Annotated in this window: 12 protein-coding genes; 5 read left to right on the forward strand and 7 right to left on the reverse strand. The window is 63.0% G+C overall.

What is annotated here, in order from left to right; genetic code table 11:
- Window positions 1-1092: hypothetical protein (locus WBH99_RS07795; protein ID WP_424219524.1), on the forward strand; the 1092-nt coding region annotated here is incomplete at its 5' end.
- On the opposite strand, the gene WBH99_RS07800 is transcribed toward WBH99_RS07795, so the two are convergent.
- From WBH99_RS07800 to clpS, 5 genes are all read right to left on the reverse strand, one after another.
- Window positions 1062-1451 (reverse strand): type II toxin-antitoxin system VapC family toxin, encoded by a 390-nt coding sequence (locus WBH99_RS07800; protein WP_424219525.1) that lies wholly within the window; start codon window positions 1449-1451, stop codon window positions 1062-1064. The genes WBH99_RS07795 and WBH99_RS07800 overlap by 31 nt on opposite strands.
- 87 nt (window positions 1452-1538) lie before the next feature.
- A complete protein-coding gene (gene aceA / locus WBH99_RS07805; RefSeq protein WP_424219526.1) occupies window positions 1539-2849 on the reverse strand; it encodes an isocitrate lyase in 1311 nt (436 codons plus the stop codon).
- Between the two features lie 274 nt (window positions 2850-3123).
- Window positions 3124-3615, reverse strand: coding sequence for a ribonuclease E activity regulator RraA (gene rraA, locus WBH99_RS07810; protein ID WP_424219527.1), 492 nt, complete (start codon window positions 3613-3615; stop codon window positions 3124-3126).
- Window positions 3616-3688: 73 nt separating this feature from the next.
- Window positions 3689-5944 (reverse strand): ATP-dependent Clp protease ATP-binding subunit ClpA, encoded by a 2256-nt coding sequence (clpA, locus tag WBH99_RS07815; RefSeq protein WP_424219528.1) that lies wholly within the window; start codon window positions 5942-5944, stop codon window positions 3689-3691.
- Window positions 5944-6252 (reverse strand): ATP-dependent Clp protease adapter ClpS, encoded by a 309-nt coding sequence (gene clpS / locus WBH99_RS07820; RefSeq protein WP_424219529.1) that lies wholly within the window; start codon window positions 6250-6252, stop codon window positions 5944-5946. The genes clpA and clpS overlap by 1 nt, the downstream gene beginning before the upstream one ends.
- Window positions 6253-6495: 243 nt before the next feature.
- On the opposite strand from clpS, the gene WBH99_RS07825 reads away from it, so the two are divergent.
- Complete coding sequence (locus WBH99_RS07825; protein ID WP_424219530.1) at window positions 6496-6699, forward strand: cold-shock protein; 204 nt, start codon at window positions 6496-6498, stop codon at window positions 6697-6699.
- Window positions 6700-6915: 216 nt separating this feature from the next.
- Here the strand turns inward: WBH99_RS07825 and moaC are convergent, their stop codons facing one another.
- Entirely contained in the window at window positions 6916-7422 is a 507-nt protein-coding gene (moaC, locus tag WBH99_RS07830) for a cyclic pyranopterin monophosphate synthase MoaC (RefSeq protein ID WP_424219531.1), read from the reverse strand.
- Window positions 7423-7485: 63 nt separating this feature from the next.
- Between moaC and WBH99_RS07835 the strand changes: the two genes are divergently transcribed.
- Genes WBH99_RS07835 through pabB form a run of 3 tightly spaced genes read left to right on the forward strand, consistent with a single transcriptional unit; the run spans window position 7486 to window position 11076 of the window.
- Window positions 7486-8934 carry a M48 family metalloprotease gene (locus WBH99_RS07835; protein ID WP_424219532.1) on the forward strand — a complete coding sequence of 483 codons (1449 nt, stop codon included), beginning with the start codon at window positions 7486-7488 and terminating at the stop codon, window positions 8932-8934.
- A 45-nt stretch (window positions 8935-8979) separates the two neighbouring features.
- Window positions 8980-9207 carry a sulfurtransferase TusA family protein gene (locus WBH99_RS07840; protein WP_424219533.1) on the forward strand — a complete coding sequence of 76 codons (228 nt, stop codon included), beginning with the start codon at window positions 8980-8982 and terminating at the stop codon, window positions 9205-9207.
- A gap of 39 nt (window positions 9208-9246) precedes the next feature.
- Window positions 9247-11076 carry an aminodeoxychorismate synthase component I gene (gene pabB, locus WBH99_RS07845; RefSeq protein WP_424219534.1) on the forward strand — a complete coding sequence of 610 codons (1830 nt, stop codon included), beginning with the start codon at window positions 9247-9249 and terminating at the stop codon, window positions 11074-11076.
- 157 nt (window positions 11077-11233) lie between these two features.
- Here the strand turns inward: pabB and WBH99_RS07850 are convergent.
- The coding region (locus tag WBH99_RS07850) for a valine--tRNA ligase (protein WP_424219535.1) at window positions 11234-13869 on the reverse strand (2636 nt) is incomplete at its 5' end.

A 13869-nucleotide genomic window follows, 5' to 3' on the forward strand; every position in this document is an offset into this window, starting at 1 on the left:
GCGGCAGGAGCGGCAGGAGCGGCAGGAGCGGCCAGGGCCTGGCTCGACAGCCTGTATGAGGATGGGGTGCTGGCCCTGTTCGCTCGCCAGGGGGAAGAGGAGCTGGAAGCCCTGGACCGGGCCTGGCGCCAGGGGCTGGCGCAGGTGCGTCAGGTCTGGGATGAGCTGTGCAGCGCCTACCGCCACTGGAACAAGCGGCCCCGGGCCGTATCCGGCAATGACAATGCCCGGGTGGTGGATTTCGATGCGATGGTCTATGGCCGGGAGGAAGGTTTTTCGTTTCCGCCCCGGGCGGATTGGCATCCCCTCTTGCTGCTGGCCCTGGAGCAACCCGGCTATCTCGCCGTGCTGGGGCAGGAGGTGGCCCAGGCCGCCGTGCAAGTGGCGGAGGATTGCCCCTGGTTCCTGCCCCTGTCCAGGCAGGTGCAGGAGGTCCCCCAGCCGATGGCGGCGACCCTGGTGGCGTTTCATCTGCTGCCGGCAGTCCGTGCCGCCGCCCGGGCCGGGCAGCAGCAGCGGCTGGCGACCCAGGCCGCCCGGGAAAATGCCATCCAGGAGCTGCGCCAGGAACTGGGGCGTACCCTCGCCCCCTTGCTGTTGATCCCGGAACAGCCCGATGAATTTGCCCGCCGCGAAGCCCGGAGCGGGCTGGCCCAGTTCCAGGCCCTGGCAAACCGCATCACCCGCCTGGATTACACGGCAGAGAGTTTTATCGTCCTGTTGCGCCAGATTTCCGCCTTGCAACGCATCAGCTTCAACCTCGACCCAGCCCTCGACCGGGTGGACGAGGTGGAGGCCGGGCAGCGCATCTTGCTGCGGCAGAACCGCCTCGGCCTGACGGGGGGAATCGTGATGCTGCTCTTGGCGATCGGGCCGGCCTGGTTACCGGCCCTGGCGCTGGGCGGGCTGGCGGTTTTTGCCGGCTGGCGTTTCCAGACCTGGCGTCAGGCCCGGCGCGAACTGGCGGTGCAACTGCAATTGTTCCAGCGCCAGAGCAGTCAGTTGATCCAGGGCGGCCGGCCACGGGAAGACACGCCGCGTCGCACCCGGTTGGCAGAAGATCAGCAGGGTGAATTTCCGGGGTTTTCCTGAGACAGCCCTTTGAAATGCCTAGCGCAGACGGGCAAGCCCGCGCCCTGCCGCCCTGCCGTCGCATAAACGAAGGCATCGGCCGTGGCCGGACTGTATTCGCGGTGCCAATCCGCCGCGAGCCGCGCGATGGCGGTGTCCAGAGGCACGACGACGTATTTCAGCGTAGAGGCGATCACCAGATCGGTCGCATCTTCACCGATTTCATGCCCCAGCCACTTCGACAGTTCAAGCTGCACGAGGGTCGGCACGATGCACTGCGGCTCGTCCGGCAGACGCTGGCCCGGGCGCTGGCCCAAGGCGGTGTCGGCCAGCCATTCGATCCATGCCGAGGTATCGGCCACGCACGGCGCTGCCGTCATCAAAAAGAAGAGGCCAGCCCCTCGTGGGAGCTGGCCTTCAGGCGGAGTGCCGCAAGGTTCAGGCGGCATCCATGGACGGTCGGGTTCTCAGTGGAACTGTTCTTCTTCGGTGGAGCCGGTCAGGGCCTTGACGTTGGAGGCGCCGCCCTGGATCACGGTGGTCACGTCGTCGAAGTAGCCGGTGCCCACTTCCTGCTGGTGGGAAACGAAGGTGTAACCCAGTTCGCGGGCGGCGAATTCCGGTTCCTGCACCATTTCGACATAGTGCTTCATGCCTTCGCCGCGGGCGTAAGCATGAGCGAACTTGAAGGTGTTGAACCAGTTGATGTGGATGCCGGCCAGGGTGATGAACTGGTACTTGTAGCCCAGCGCGGACAGTTCTTCCTGGAAGGAGGCAATCTGCGAGTCGCTGAGGTTCTTCTTCCAGTTGAACGAGGGCGAACAGTTGTAGGACAGCAGCTTGCCCGGGCTGGCAGCCTGCACGGCCTGAGCGAATTCGCGCGCAAAGCCGATGTCGGGCACGCCGGTTTCGCACCACACCATGTCGGCGTAGGGCGCGTAGGCGACGCCGCGGGAGATGGATTGTTCCAGACCATTCTTGACGCGGAAGAAGCCTTCCTGGGTGCGTTCGCCGGTGAGGAAGGGCTGGTCATTGGCGTCGTAGTCGCTGGTGATCAGGCTGGCGGCTTCGGCATCGGTGCGGGCCAGGATCAGGGTCGGCACGCCCATCACGTCAGCGGCGAGACGGGCGGAGATCAGCTTCTCGATGGCTTCGCGGGTCGGAACCAGCACCTTGCCACCCATGTGGCCGCACTTCTTGGCGGCCGCCAGCTGGTCTTCGAAGTGCACCCCGGCGGCGCCGGCGGCGATCATGTTCTTCATCAGCTCGAAGGCGTTCAGCACACCGCCGAAGCCGGCTTCTGCGTCGGCCACGATGGGCAGGAAGTAGTCGATGAATTCCTGGTCGCCGGGGTTGATGCCGCGGGACCACTGGATTTCGTCAGCGCGCTTGAAGGTGTTGTTGATGCGGCGCACCATGGTGGGCACGGAGTCGTAGGCATACAGCGACTGGTCCGGGTACATGGTCTCGGAGGTGTTGCCGTCGGCGGCGACCTGCCAGCCGGACAGATACACGGCTTCGAGACCGGCCTTGGCCTGTTGCATGGCCTGGCCGGCGGTGATGGCGCCAAAGGCGTTCACATAACCCTTCCTGGCACCGCCGTTCACCTTGTCCCAGAGCACCTGGGCGCCACGTTGGGCGAGAGTGTATTCGGGTTGCAGGGAACCGCGCAGACGAACCACGTCAGCCGCGGCATAGGTGCGCTTGATGCCTTTCCAGCGAGGGTTGGTGGCCCAGTCTTTTTCCAGTGCAGCGATTTGTTGTTCGCGAGTGCTCATGTTTGGTCCTCTAACGATAGGGGTTGTGGGGAAATTTGCGAAGCAGGAATGTTCCTGCGTCTGCTGCAGATTATAGGCGGATTTGCTGCAGAAAAATCATGTCTTATATAAGACAGAAGACAAAATTTAATTGAATCTAAACAATATGTTATGCCTTTCTTTCCGTATTGTGAAATATCATTGGCGATGATGAAACGGAAAGCTGCTGCACTGCAGCGATTGCCGGCCCGAACCTGGGCCGGGAGGGGAGGGTTCAGGTTCGGGAGGGAAGGGTTCAGGTGAGGGGGGTGTCTGCAAGCAGAATGCCATCTTCGTCGGCATAGAGCCAGGCGCCGGGATTGAAGGTGACGCCGCCGAAAGTCACGGCCAGATTGCGTTCACCCACGCCGCGCTTGACGCTTTTTTGGGGATGGGTGTTCAAGGCCCGCACGCCGATATCGAGCTGGTTGATGTCGCCGGAATCACGGATGCAGCCATAGACCACGATGCCTTCCCAGCCATTGTTCTGAGCCAGGATGGCGAGCTGGTCGCCCACCAGGGCGCAGCGCAGGCTGCCGCCGCCGTCGATCACCAGCACCTTGCCCTGGCCCGGTTCGCCCAGCACCTCCCGCACCCGGGTGTTGTCCTCGAAAATCTTCAGGGTGACGATCTGGCCGGAAAAACGGGTACGGCCGCCATAGCGCTGGAACATGGGCGCAACCACCTGCAGGGTCTTGCCCAGCCGGGCTTCGTTTGCGTCGCAAAGATCAGGGGTTTTGAACGACATGGCAGGCTATCCTTTGGAGGGCAGGCAGAACAAAGCCATGCCCAGGGCATGGCTTGGTGAGGGGGTCGGGGGTTCAGACGGCGACGGCTTCTTCTTCCTCGAATTCCAGGATGACCTGGCCGTCCTTGTCCAGATTCACCGTGACCCGGCCGCCTCCGGCCAGGCGGCCGAACAGCAGTTCGTCCGCCAGGGCGGCGCGGATGGTGTCCTGGATCAGGCGCGCCATGGGGCGGGCACCCATGAGCGGGTCGAAACCCTTGGCGGCGAGCATTTCCTTCAAAGCCGGGGTGAAGTGGGCCTCCACCTTCTTTTCATGCAACTGTTCCTCCAGTTGCATGAGGAACTTGTCCACCACCCGCAGGATGATGTCGTGATCCAGGGCCTTGAAGGAAACCGTGGCGTCGAGCCGGTTGCGGAATTCGGGCGAGAACAAACGCTTGATTTCCAGCATTTCGTCTCCGGCTTCCCTGGCCGAGGTGAAGCCCATGCTCGTCTTTTGCAGGTCGGCGGCGCCGGCGTTGGTGGTCATGATGATGATCACGTTGCGGAAATCGGCCTTGCGACCGTTGTTGTCGGTCAGGGTGCCGTGATCCATGACCTGCAGCAGGATGTTGAAGATGTCCGGGTGGGCCTTTTCGATCTCATCGAGCAGCAGCACGCAGTAGGGCTTCTTGTTGACGGCTTCGGTGAGCAGGCCGCCCTGCTCGAAACCCACATAGCCCGGGGGGGCGCCGATCAGGCGGGATACCGCATGCCGTTCCATGTACTCGCTCATGTCGAAGCGCAACAGTTCGATGCCGAGGCTGTAGGCCAGCTGCTTCGCCACTTCGGTCTTGCCCACGCCGGTGGGGCCGGAGAACAGGTAGGCGCCAATCGGCTTGCCCGGATTGCCGAGACCGGAGCGGGCCATCTTGATGGCTTTGGCCAGTACCTCGATGGCCTTGTCCTGGCCGAACACCACCGCCTTCAGGTCGCGTTCCAGGTTCTTCAGGGCGCCCTTGTCGTTCGCGCTCACATGCTGGGAGGGGATGCGGGCAATCCTGGCCACGATTTCCTCGATGTCGGTCTTGCCAATCAGCTTCTTTTGCCGGGATTTGGGCAGGATGCGCTGGGCCGCACCGGCTTCGTCGATCACGTCGATGGCCTTGTCGGGCAGGTGTCGGTCGGTGATGTAGCGGGTCGACAGTTCCACGGCCGAGGACAGGGCTGCGGCCGAGTACTTGATGCCGTGGTGGGCCTCGAAGCGGGTCTTCAGACCCTTGAGGATTTCCAGGGTCTCCGCCTGGGAAGGCTCATTCACGTCGATCTTCTGAAAGCGCCGGGAGAGGGCGTGATCCTTTTCGAAAATACTCCGGTACTCGGTGTAGGTGGTGGCGCCGATGCACTTCAACTGGCCGCTCGAGAGCGCGGGTTTGAGCAGGTTGGAGGCATCCAGGGTGCCGCCCGAGGCCGCGCCGGCGCCGATCAGGGTGTGGATTTCGTCGATGAAGAGGATGGCGTCCGGGTTTTCCTTCAGCTGTTTGAGCACGCTTTTCAGGCGCTGCTCGAAGTCGCCCCGGTACTTGGTGCCGGCCAGCAGGGCGCCCATATCCAGGGCGTACACCGTGGCCTTGGCGAGGATTTCCGGTATTTCGTTTTCCACCACCCGGCGCGCCAGACCTTCGGCGATGGCGGTCTTGCCGACGCCGGCCTCGCCCACCAGCAGGGGATTGTTCTTCCGGCGCCGGCAGAGGGTCTGGATCACCCGCTCCAGTTCCTGCTCCCGGCCGATCAGGGGGTCGATCTTGCCTTGCAGGGCCAGGTTGTTGAGGTTGATGGTGTAGTTTTCCAGGGGGCCGGTCTGGGTTTGTTCGTGTTCGATTTCATGCTCGCCTTCGGTGCTGGCCTTGGGGTGGGGGAGCTTGCTGATGCCGTGGGAGATGTAATTCACCACATCGAGGCGGGTGATGCCCTGCTTTTGCAGGAAGTAGACCGCGTGGGAATCCTTTTCACCAAAGATGGCCACCAGCACGTTGGCACCATTCACTTCCTTCTTGCCCGAGGATTGGACATGCAAGATGGCGCGCTGGATGACGCGCTGGAAGCCCAGGGTGGGCTGGGTGTCGATTTCGTTGTCGCCCGGAACCGTAGGGGTGTGTTCGGCGACGAACTGGGTGATGTCCTTGCGCAATTGATCCACGTTGCCGCCGCAAGCCCGCAGGGCCTCGGCTGCCGTGGGGTTGTCCAGCAGCGCCAGGAGCAGGTGCTCCACGGTGATGAATTCATGGCGCTTTTGCCGGGCTTCGACAAAGGCGATGTGCAGGCTGACTTCCAATTCCTGGGCGATCATTAATTTTCCTCCATGACGCAGGCAAGGGGTTGCTGGTGTTGCAGGGCGAAGGCGCTGACCTGTTCTACTTTGGTCGCGGCTATGTCACGGGGGTAAATCCCGCACAGGCCACGTCCTTCCCGATGAACTTTGAGCATGATTTGCGTTGCACGTTCTAGGTCCATGGAAAAAAAACGCTGAAGCACCATGATGACGAAATCCATGGGGGTGTAGTCATCATTCAGCAGCAGCACCTTGTAGAGCCGGGGTGGTTCCAGGCGGGTACGTTCTGCTTCCAGCAGTGCTTGGTTGTTATCCTTCGTGGGCATCGTTTGATTCTATACAGTCTCGACCAGAGTGCAATATGTCCGCAGCCACTTAGCAACGGGCGCAAGCAAGATTTCGAGCTTCCAGAGAAAAGTGCTTGACGCCTTGATGCACGTCGCGTAAAACTCCATCGTGTTTGGATTCAAGACGTATCGCAAGGCCACTGGACTGGCACCGGTCGCTGGAGTCAAAACAAGCAGTCGGGTCGACCCCGTTTTTTTGTTTATTTGTAGGAAGTAGCAATTATGGCAACTGGTACCGTCAAGTGGTTCAATGATTCCAAGGGTTTTGGCTTTATCACTCCCGATGATGGCAGCGAAGATCTGTTCGCACATTTCTCCGCCATCACCATGGGTGGTTTCAAGACCTTGAAGGAAGGCGAAAAAGTCTCCTTCGACGTCGTGCAAGGTCCCAAGGGCAAGCAAGCTGCCAACATCCAGCGCGCCTGAGTCTTGATTCAGAGTCCTGATTCTGAGTCCTGATTCAAAGTCCTGATCTTCACGATCCAAGACCCGCTCCGGCGGGTTTTTTTACGCCTGTGCCGTGCCTGGCCGTGTTGCCTGGGCGGTGTTGCCTGAGCCGTGTTGACCCTGGCGCCTGGGGTGGTCGCCTGCGGTGGTCTTCGCGCCTGCCCTTCAGGTCGGTTTGTCAGCCGTTGGGGCTTGTCAGCCGTTTCCGGCCCGCCAATGGCCGGATTTTCCGCCCTTTTTTTCCAGCAGCCGGATCGATTCGATCACCATGCCCCGGTCAGCCGCCTTGCACATGTCGTAGATGGTGAGCAGGGCGGCGCCCGCTGCGGTGAGGGCTTCCATTTCCACGCCGGTGCGGCCGACGCATTCACAGGTGGCAAGGACATGCACCCGGCAGCCGGCTTCGTCCAGTTCGAATTCGATGGCGACCCGGGTCAGCGCGATCGGATGGCAGAGCGGGATCAGGTCAGCCGTGTGCTTGGCTCCCTGGATGCCGGCAATCCGGGCAATGCCCAGCACATCACCCTTGGCGGCGTGGCCGGCCTGGATCAGGGCGAAGGTGTCTGCTGCCATGCGGATGCTGCCGGCGGCTTTGGCCACCCGGCAGGTTTCGGGTTTGGCGCCCACGTCCACCATGTGGGCCTGGCCTGCTGCATCGAAGTGGGTGAGGGGGGATGCCGGGGAATTTTCTGGTGCGGGCACGACGTACATCCCGTTACGGTTTGAATGAGAGTCGGTCTTGCGGCTGCGTTATGATAGCACCCCATGGGAAAAGCCAATCGAATCGCCGCCTTGATCCTGGCCGCCCTGATGCTTGCCGGCAGTCCAGTCCAGGCTCAGTCCGATTTGCCGGAGTTGGGCGATGCCGCAGGGGTGGACTTGAGCCTGAGAACCGAGAGACGCATCGGCCAGGAAATCATGAATGAGATACGCCAGCGGGAGCCCAGCTATCTGGATGACCCGGAGATCGAGGCATACCTGAATCAACTCGGGGGGCGCCTGGTGGCGGCCAGCCCGGAACCGGGGCTGGGGTTTTATTTTTTTCCCCTGCAGGACCCGATGATCAATGCCTTTGCCATGTTCGGCGGTTATGTCGGTGTCAATTCCGGCCTGGTCCTGGCGGTGCAGAACGAGTCGGAACTGGCGGGGGTGCTGGCCCATGAAATTTCCCATGTGACCCAGCGCCATCTGGCCCGCATCCTCGAGAAGCAAAAGCAGGTTTCCACGGCCAGCCTGCTGGCCATGGCGGCCGCCTTGCTGGCAGCCCGTTCCAATGCCGATCTGGCGGGGGCCGCGATGACCAGCGCCACGGCCGGAGCGGCTCAGGCCCAGCTGGGATTTTCGCGGGATTTCGAGCGTGAAGCCGACCGTGTGGGTTTCCAGATTCTGGAAAAAGCCGGCTTCGATGTGCGTAGCATGTCCACCTTTTTCGCCCGCTTGCAGCGGGCTACCCGGTCGTATGAAAACAATGCGCCGGTGTATTTGCGCACTCACCCGCTCAATGTCGAGCGTATTTCCGATATGCAGAACCGGGAGGTGGAGCTGCCCTACCGCCAGGTGCCGGACAGTATGGATTTTCATCTGGTGCGGGCCAAGCTGCAGGCCATGCGCGGCACGCCGGTCGAGGCGGAGAGCCATTTTCGCACCCTGTTGCAAGAGCAGAAGGCAGCCCCTGTGTGGGCCGCCCAGTATGGGCTGGCGGTGGCGCTGGCCCGGCAGAAGAACTGGCGCGATGCCGAACAGGTGCTGGCCGAAGTCCGGGGGAAGCGTGCCTTGTCGCCCATGATCGAGCGCTTGTATGCGGAGTCCCGCATCCATCGCGGCGATGTCAGCGGCGGCCTGGCGGTGCTCAAGGAGGCGCTGGGGCGTTTCCCCAATGCATCGGCTCTGGTTTACAGCTACGCAGAGTTGCTGCTCCAGGCCGGGCGCCTGGAAGAGGCCCAGCGTTTTCTCGATGCCCAGGTCCAGCGAACCTCCCAGGATGACCGTCTGTACCTGTTGCAGGCCAAGGTTCATGCGGCGCGCGGCAGGTTTGCCCAGCAGCACCGGGCCCTGGCCGAGGCTTACCTGCTCCGGGGGCAGTTGCCGGCGGCGATCGAGCAGCTGGAGATCGCCCAGAAGGTCAAGGGGACGGATTTTTACGAACTCTCCGCCATCGATGCCCGTCTGCGCCAGTTGAAGCGCCGGCAGCAGGATGAAGCAAAAGATAAATAAGGCGTAAAATGCGCTTTTCCACGCTGTATTGATGCCCGAAAAATCATGGATTTCGACCGCGAACTCGACGTAAAAGGCCTCAACTGTCCCTTGCCCATCCTGCGCACCAAGAAAGCCCTGGCGGAAATGAGCTCCGGCCAGGTGCTCAAGGTCATGGCCACCGACCCGGGCTCGGTCAAGGATTTCCAGGCCTTTGCCCGCCAGACGGGCAATGAACTTCTCTCCCATGGGGAAAAGGACAAGGTCTTCGAGTTCCTGATCAAGCGCAAGTAAATTCCGGGTCATTTTGGCCGGTTTGATCCTTGCTTTCCCTTGCCTGAATTTGCCTTGTTCGAGGATCGCCTGGCTGCCCCCGGGCAGCCGGCGGCGTGGATATTCACCGCGCCTGTCGCGACCTGGGAAATCCGCACCTCGCGGCAACTGGCGGCGGCCCTCGCGGCCATGGCGGAACAGAACCTCTGGTCGGTCTGGGCCCTCGATCATGAGCTGGGCGACCTGTTTGAGCCCAAAGTTGAGCCCAAAGTTGAGCCCAAAGTTGAGCCCAAAGCCCTGGGAAGCGCCCAGGCGCTCCCTCCGGGGCGGTCGCTCGCCCGTTTCTGGTCCTATGCCGAGGCGCGCGCCCTTAGCCCTCTGGAACTCGATGAGTGGTGGGCGGCGCAGACCGCGAGCCAAGCTGCCGGGGTCGGCGGACTGAGTGTGGGGCTTGATGAGGCGACTTACCGGGCCCGCCTTGCGACCCTTCAGGAGCATATCCGGGCGGGCGACTGCTACCAGGTCAATTTCACTTTTCCCCTGCATTTTCAGGCTTACGGTTCTCCCCTGGATTTGTATCGCCAACTGCGCCAGCGCCAGCCTGTGCGCTATGGCGGCTTCGTCCAGACCGCTTCCGGCACCCTGATTTCCCTCTCCCCGGAGCTGTTCCTCCGCCGCCAGGGGCGGCGTCTGGTGACCCGGCCCATGAAGGGGACGGCGGCCCGGCTTGCCGATCCTGCAGCGGATGCGCAGGCGGCCTCTGCCCTGGCCCGTTCGGAAAAGAACCGGGCAGAGAACCTGATGATCGTCGACCTGCTGCGTAACGACCTCGGCCGCCTGGCCCTTCCCGGCTCTGTCCGGGTCAGCCAGTTGTTTGCCGTGGAAAGTTATCCCACGGTGCACCAGATGGTGTCTCAGGTCGAAGCCGAAGTCTTGTCGCAGGACGATTTTCGCCTCCTGGAGGCCATGTTTCCCTGCGGCTCGATCACCGGAGCCCCCAAGGTGCGGGCCATGCAGCTCATCCGTGAACTGGAAGCCGCGCCGCGGGGCCTCTACACCGGCGCGCTGGGCTGGCGTTCGCCCACCGGGGAGCTGCGCCTCAACGTGGCGATCCGTACCCTGGAGCTCGATGCCGAAGGCAAGGGGCGGATGGGGGTGGGTAGCGGCATCGTGGCGGACTCCCGGGCGGACGAGGAATGGCAGGAGTGCCTGCTGAAAGCCCGCTTTCTCACGGACCTCGACCCGGGGCTGGAGCTGATCGAGACCCTGCGCCTCGAAGTGCGGGCGGGGCGGCCCTGCTTTCCCCGGCTCGCAGGGCATTGCCGGCGCATGGGGGATTCGGCGGCCTGGCTGGGTTTTCCCTGGTCGCACAAGGCGATGCTGGCGACGCTCGCGTCCCGGGCCGAAGGGCTCGCGGACGGGGTCTATCGCCTGCGCCTGGCTTTGAACAAGGCCGGCGTTCTGGATGCGCGTTGTCTGCCGCTCTCCCCCGAGCCGGAAGGAAAGCGGCTGTTGCTGCTGGCAGATGCGCCGGTTGCCTCGCGTGACCCCCTGCGGCGCCACAAGACCACGGCGCGCGGCCTCTATGACCAGGCCCTGGCAAGGGTGGCGGCGCGCCCGGAAGTGTTCGACGTGCTGTTTTTGAACGAGCAGGGCGAGGTGGCCGAAGGGGCGCGCAGTAATGTCTTTGCCCGCCTCGACGGGAAGTGGCTGACGCCGCCTCTGGCCGCGGGCGCTCTTCCGGGCGTGTTCCGGGCCGAGCGGCTGGCGGCGGGGGAGGCCGAGGCGGCGGTGCTGACCCTTACCGATCTGCGCCGGGCGGAGGAAATCCGCTGCGCTAACGCGCTCCGGGGCTGGGTTCCGGTGAGCCTGGTCGAAACGGAATGCTGAGTCGAAACCGCGCTCTGAGTCGAAACGGCGCCTTGATTCGAACGGCGCCTTGATTCGAACGGCGCCTTGATTCGCCGGCTCGAAGCGGCACCTCGAGGAAGAGGCAAAAAAACGGGCTGCGACCTCCCGGAGGCGGCCCGTTCTTCAGGGGCAAGGATCAGCCCAGTTTGGCAAGCTGGGGCTTGAGCTTGTCCAGAGTCGCCAGGGCGGCTTCCAGGCGTTCTTTTTCCTGGGCCACCACGGCGGCGGGGGCGCGCGCGACGAAACTTTCGTTATCGAGCTTGCCCTTGGCCTGGGCCACCTGTTTTTCCAGCTTTTCGATTTCCTTGGCGAGCCGCTCCTGCTCGGCGGCCCTGTCGACTTCCACCACCAGCATCAGCCGGGTTGCGCCGACCACGGCCACGGGGGCGAGGGCATCGGCGGGGATCTCGGCGGCAAAGCTGATGCCGGAGAGCTTGACCAGGGTTTCCAGGATGGGGGCGAATTCCTTGACCTCACCCTCGTCGCCGACCACGATCAGGGGTGGGCGCAGCGAGGGGGAAATGTTCATCTCGCCGCGCAGGTTGCGGCAGGCGGAGACGTAGGCCTTTAGCCGTTCCATCTTTGCTTCCGCCGCTTCGTCCACCTTCTTCGGGTCGGCGACCGGGTAGGGGGCGAGCATGATGGAATCGTGCGTCTTGCGGCCGGCGAGGGGGGCGACGCTCTGCCAGAGCTCTTCGGTGATGAAGGGGATCAGCGGATGCGCCAGGCGGAGCAGGGCTTCCAGGGTGCGCACCAGGGTGCGGCGGGCGCCCCGGGCGGCGCCTTCGTCGGGGCCGGCCATTTCCGCCTTGGCGATTTCGAGGTACCAATCGCAGAACTCGTCCCAGATGAAATGATAGAGGGCCTGGGCGAGCAGGTCGAAGCGGTATTCGGCAAAGTGCTGGGCCAGCTCGGCTTCGAGTTTTTGCAGGCGGCTGACGATCCAGCGGTCGGCAAAGGAGAATGCCAGCGGTCCCTTGCCGCCACAGGCCATGCTGCCTTCGGGCTGGATGCCCAGGTCCTGGCCTTCCACGTTCATGAGCACGAAGCGGGTGGCGTTCCACAGCTTGTTGCAGAAGTTGCGGTAGCCCTCGCAGCGGGCGAGGTCGAACTTGATGTCGCGGCCCGGAGAAGCAAGGCTGGCGAAGGTGAAGCGGAGCGCATCGGTACCGAAGGCGGGAATGCCCTGGGGGAATTCCTTGCGCGTCTTCTTTTCGATCTGGGCCGCCTGCTTGGGATTCATCAGGCCGGTGGTGCGTTTCTTGACCAGTGCCTCGATGTCGATGCCGTCGATGAGGTCGATGGGGTCGAGCACGTTGCCCTTCGACTTCGACATTTTCTGGCCTTCGCCATCCCGGATCAGGCCGTGTACATAGACATGCTTGAAGGGGATCTTGCCGGTGATGTGCTGAGTCATCATCACCATCCGGGCGACCCAGAAGAAGATGATGTCAAAGCCCGTCACCAGCACCGAGGAGGGTAGGTAGAGGTCCAGGGCGGGGTTGGATTTGGCCGGGTATTCCGGCGTCCAATCCAGGGTGGAGAAGGGCCAGAGGGCCGAGGAGTACCAGGTGTCGAGCACGTCCTCATCGCGGCTGAGCGGGCCGGCATAGCCCGCGGCATCGGCCAGGGCGCGGGCTTCTTCGGCATCGTGGGCGACGAAGATCTCGCCGTTTATGCCGTACCAGGCGGGAATCTGATGGCCCCACCAGAGCTGGCGGGAGATGCACCAGTCCTGGATGTTGTTGAGCCACTGATTATAGGTATTGACCCAGTTTTCCGGATAGAAGCGGATCTCGCCGGAGCGCACCACTTCCAGGGCCTTTGCGGTGATGGATTTGCCGTCTGAATTTGGCCCTTGCGCGGGCTTGGTCATGGCGACGAACCACTGGTCGGTGAGCATCGGCTCGATGATCACCCCGGTACGGTCGCCGCGCGGCACCTTGAGCCTATGCTTTTCCACCTTTTCCAGGATGCCCAGGGCTTCCAGGTCGGCCACCACGGCCTTGCGGGCCTCGAAACGGTCCAGGCCCCGGTACTTTTCGGGGGCGTGCTCGTTGATTTTGGCATCCAGGGTCAGGATGCCGAGGAGGGGCAGCTTGTGGCGCTGGCCCACGGCGTAGTCGTTGAAGTCGTGGGCCGGGGTGACTTTCACCACGCCGGTGCCGAAGGCCATGTCCACATAGGCGTCGGCAATCACCGGAATCTCCCGGTCGGTGAGGGGCAGCTTCACCCTCTTGCCGATCAGGTGCTGGTAGCGCCCATCATCGGGATGGACCATGACCGCGGTATCGCCCAGCATGGTCTCGGGCCGGGTGGTGGCCACGGTGAGCGTCGCGCTGCCGTCCGCCAGGGGATAGCGGATATGCCACATGAAGCCGTCTTCCTCCTCCTGCACCACTTCCAGGTCGGAGACGGCGGTGTGCAGTTCCGGGTCCCAGTTCACCAGGCGCTTGCCGCGATAGATCAGGCCTTCCTTGTAGAGGCGGACGAAGGTTTCGGTGACGGTCTTGCTCAGGCCGGCGTCCATGGTGAAGCGTTCCCGCTTCCAGTCCGGGCTGGTGCCCAGGCGACGCATCTGGCGGGTGATGGTGCCGCCGGAATATTCCTTCCATTCCCACACCTTTTCCAGGAACTTTTCCCGGCCCAGGTCGTGGCGGGAAATGCCTTGGGCTTCGAGCTGGCGCTCCACCACGATCTGGGTGGCGATGCCGGCATGGTCGGTGCCCGGCTGCCACAGGGTGTTGAAACCGCGCATGCGGTGGTAGCGGG

It is taken from the genome of Azovibrio sp., from assembly GCF_049658005.1.
In the GTDB taxonomy this organism is placed as follows: domain Bacteria; phylum Pseudomonadota; class Gammaproteobacteria; order Burkholderiales; family Rhodocyclaceae; genus Azovibrio.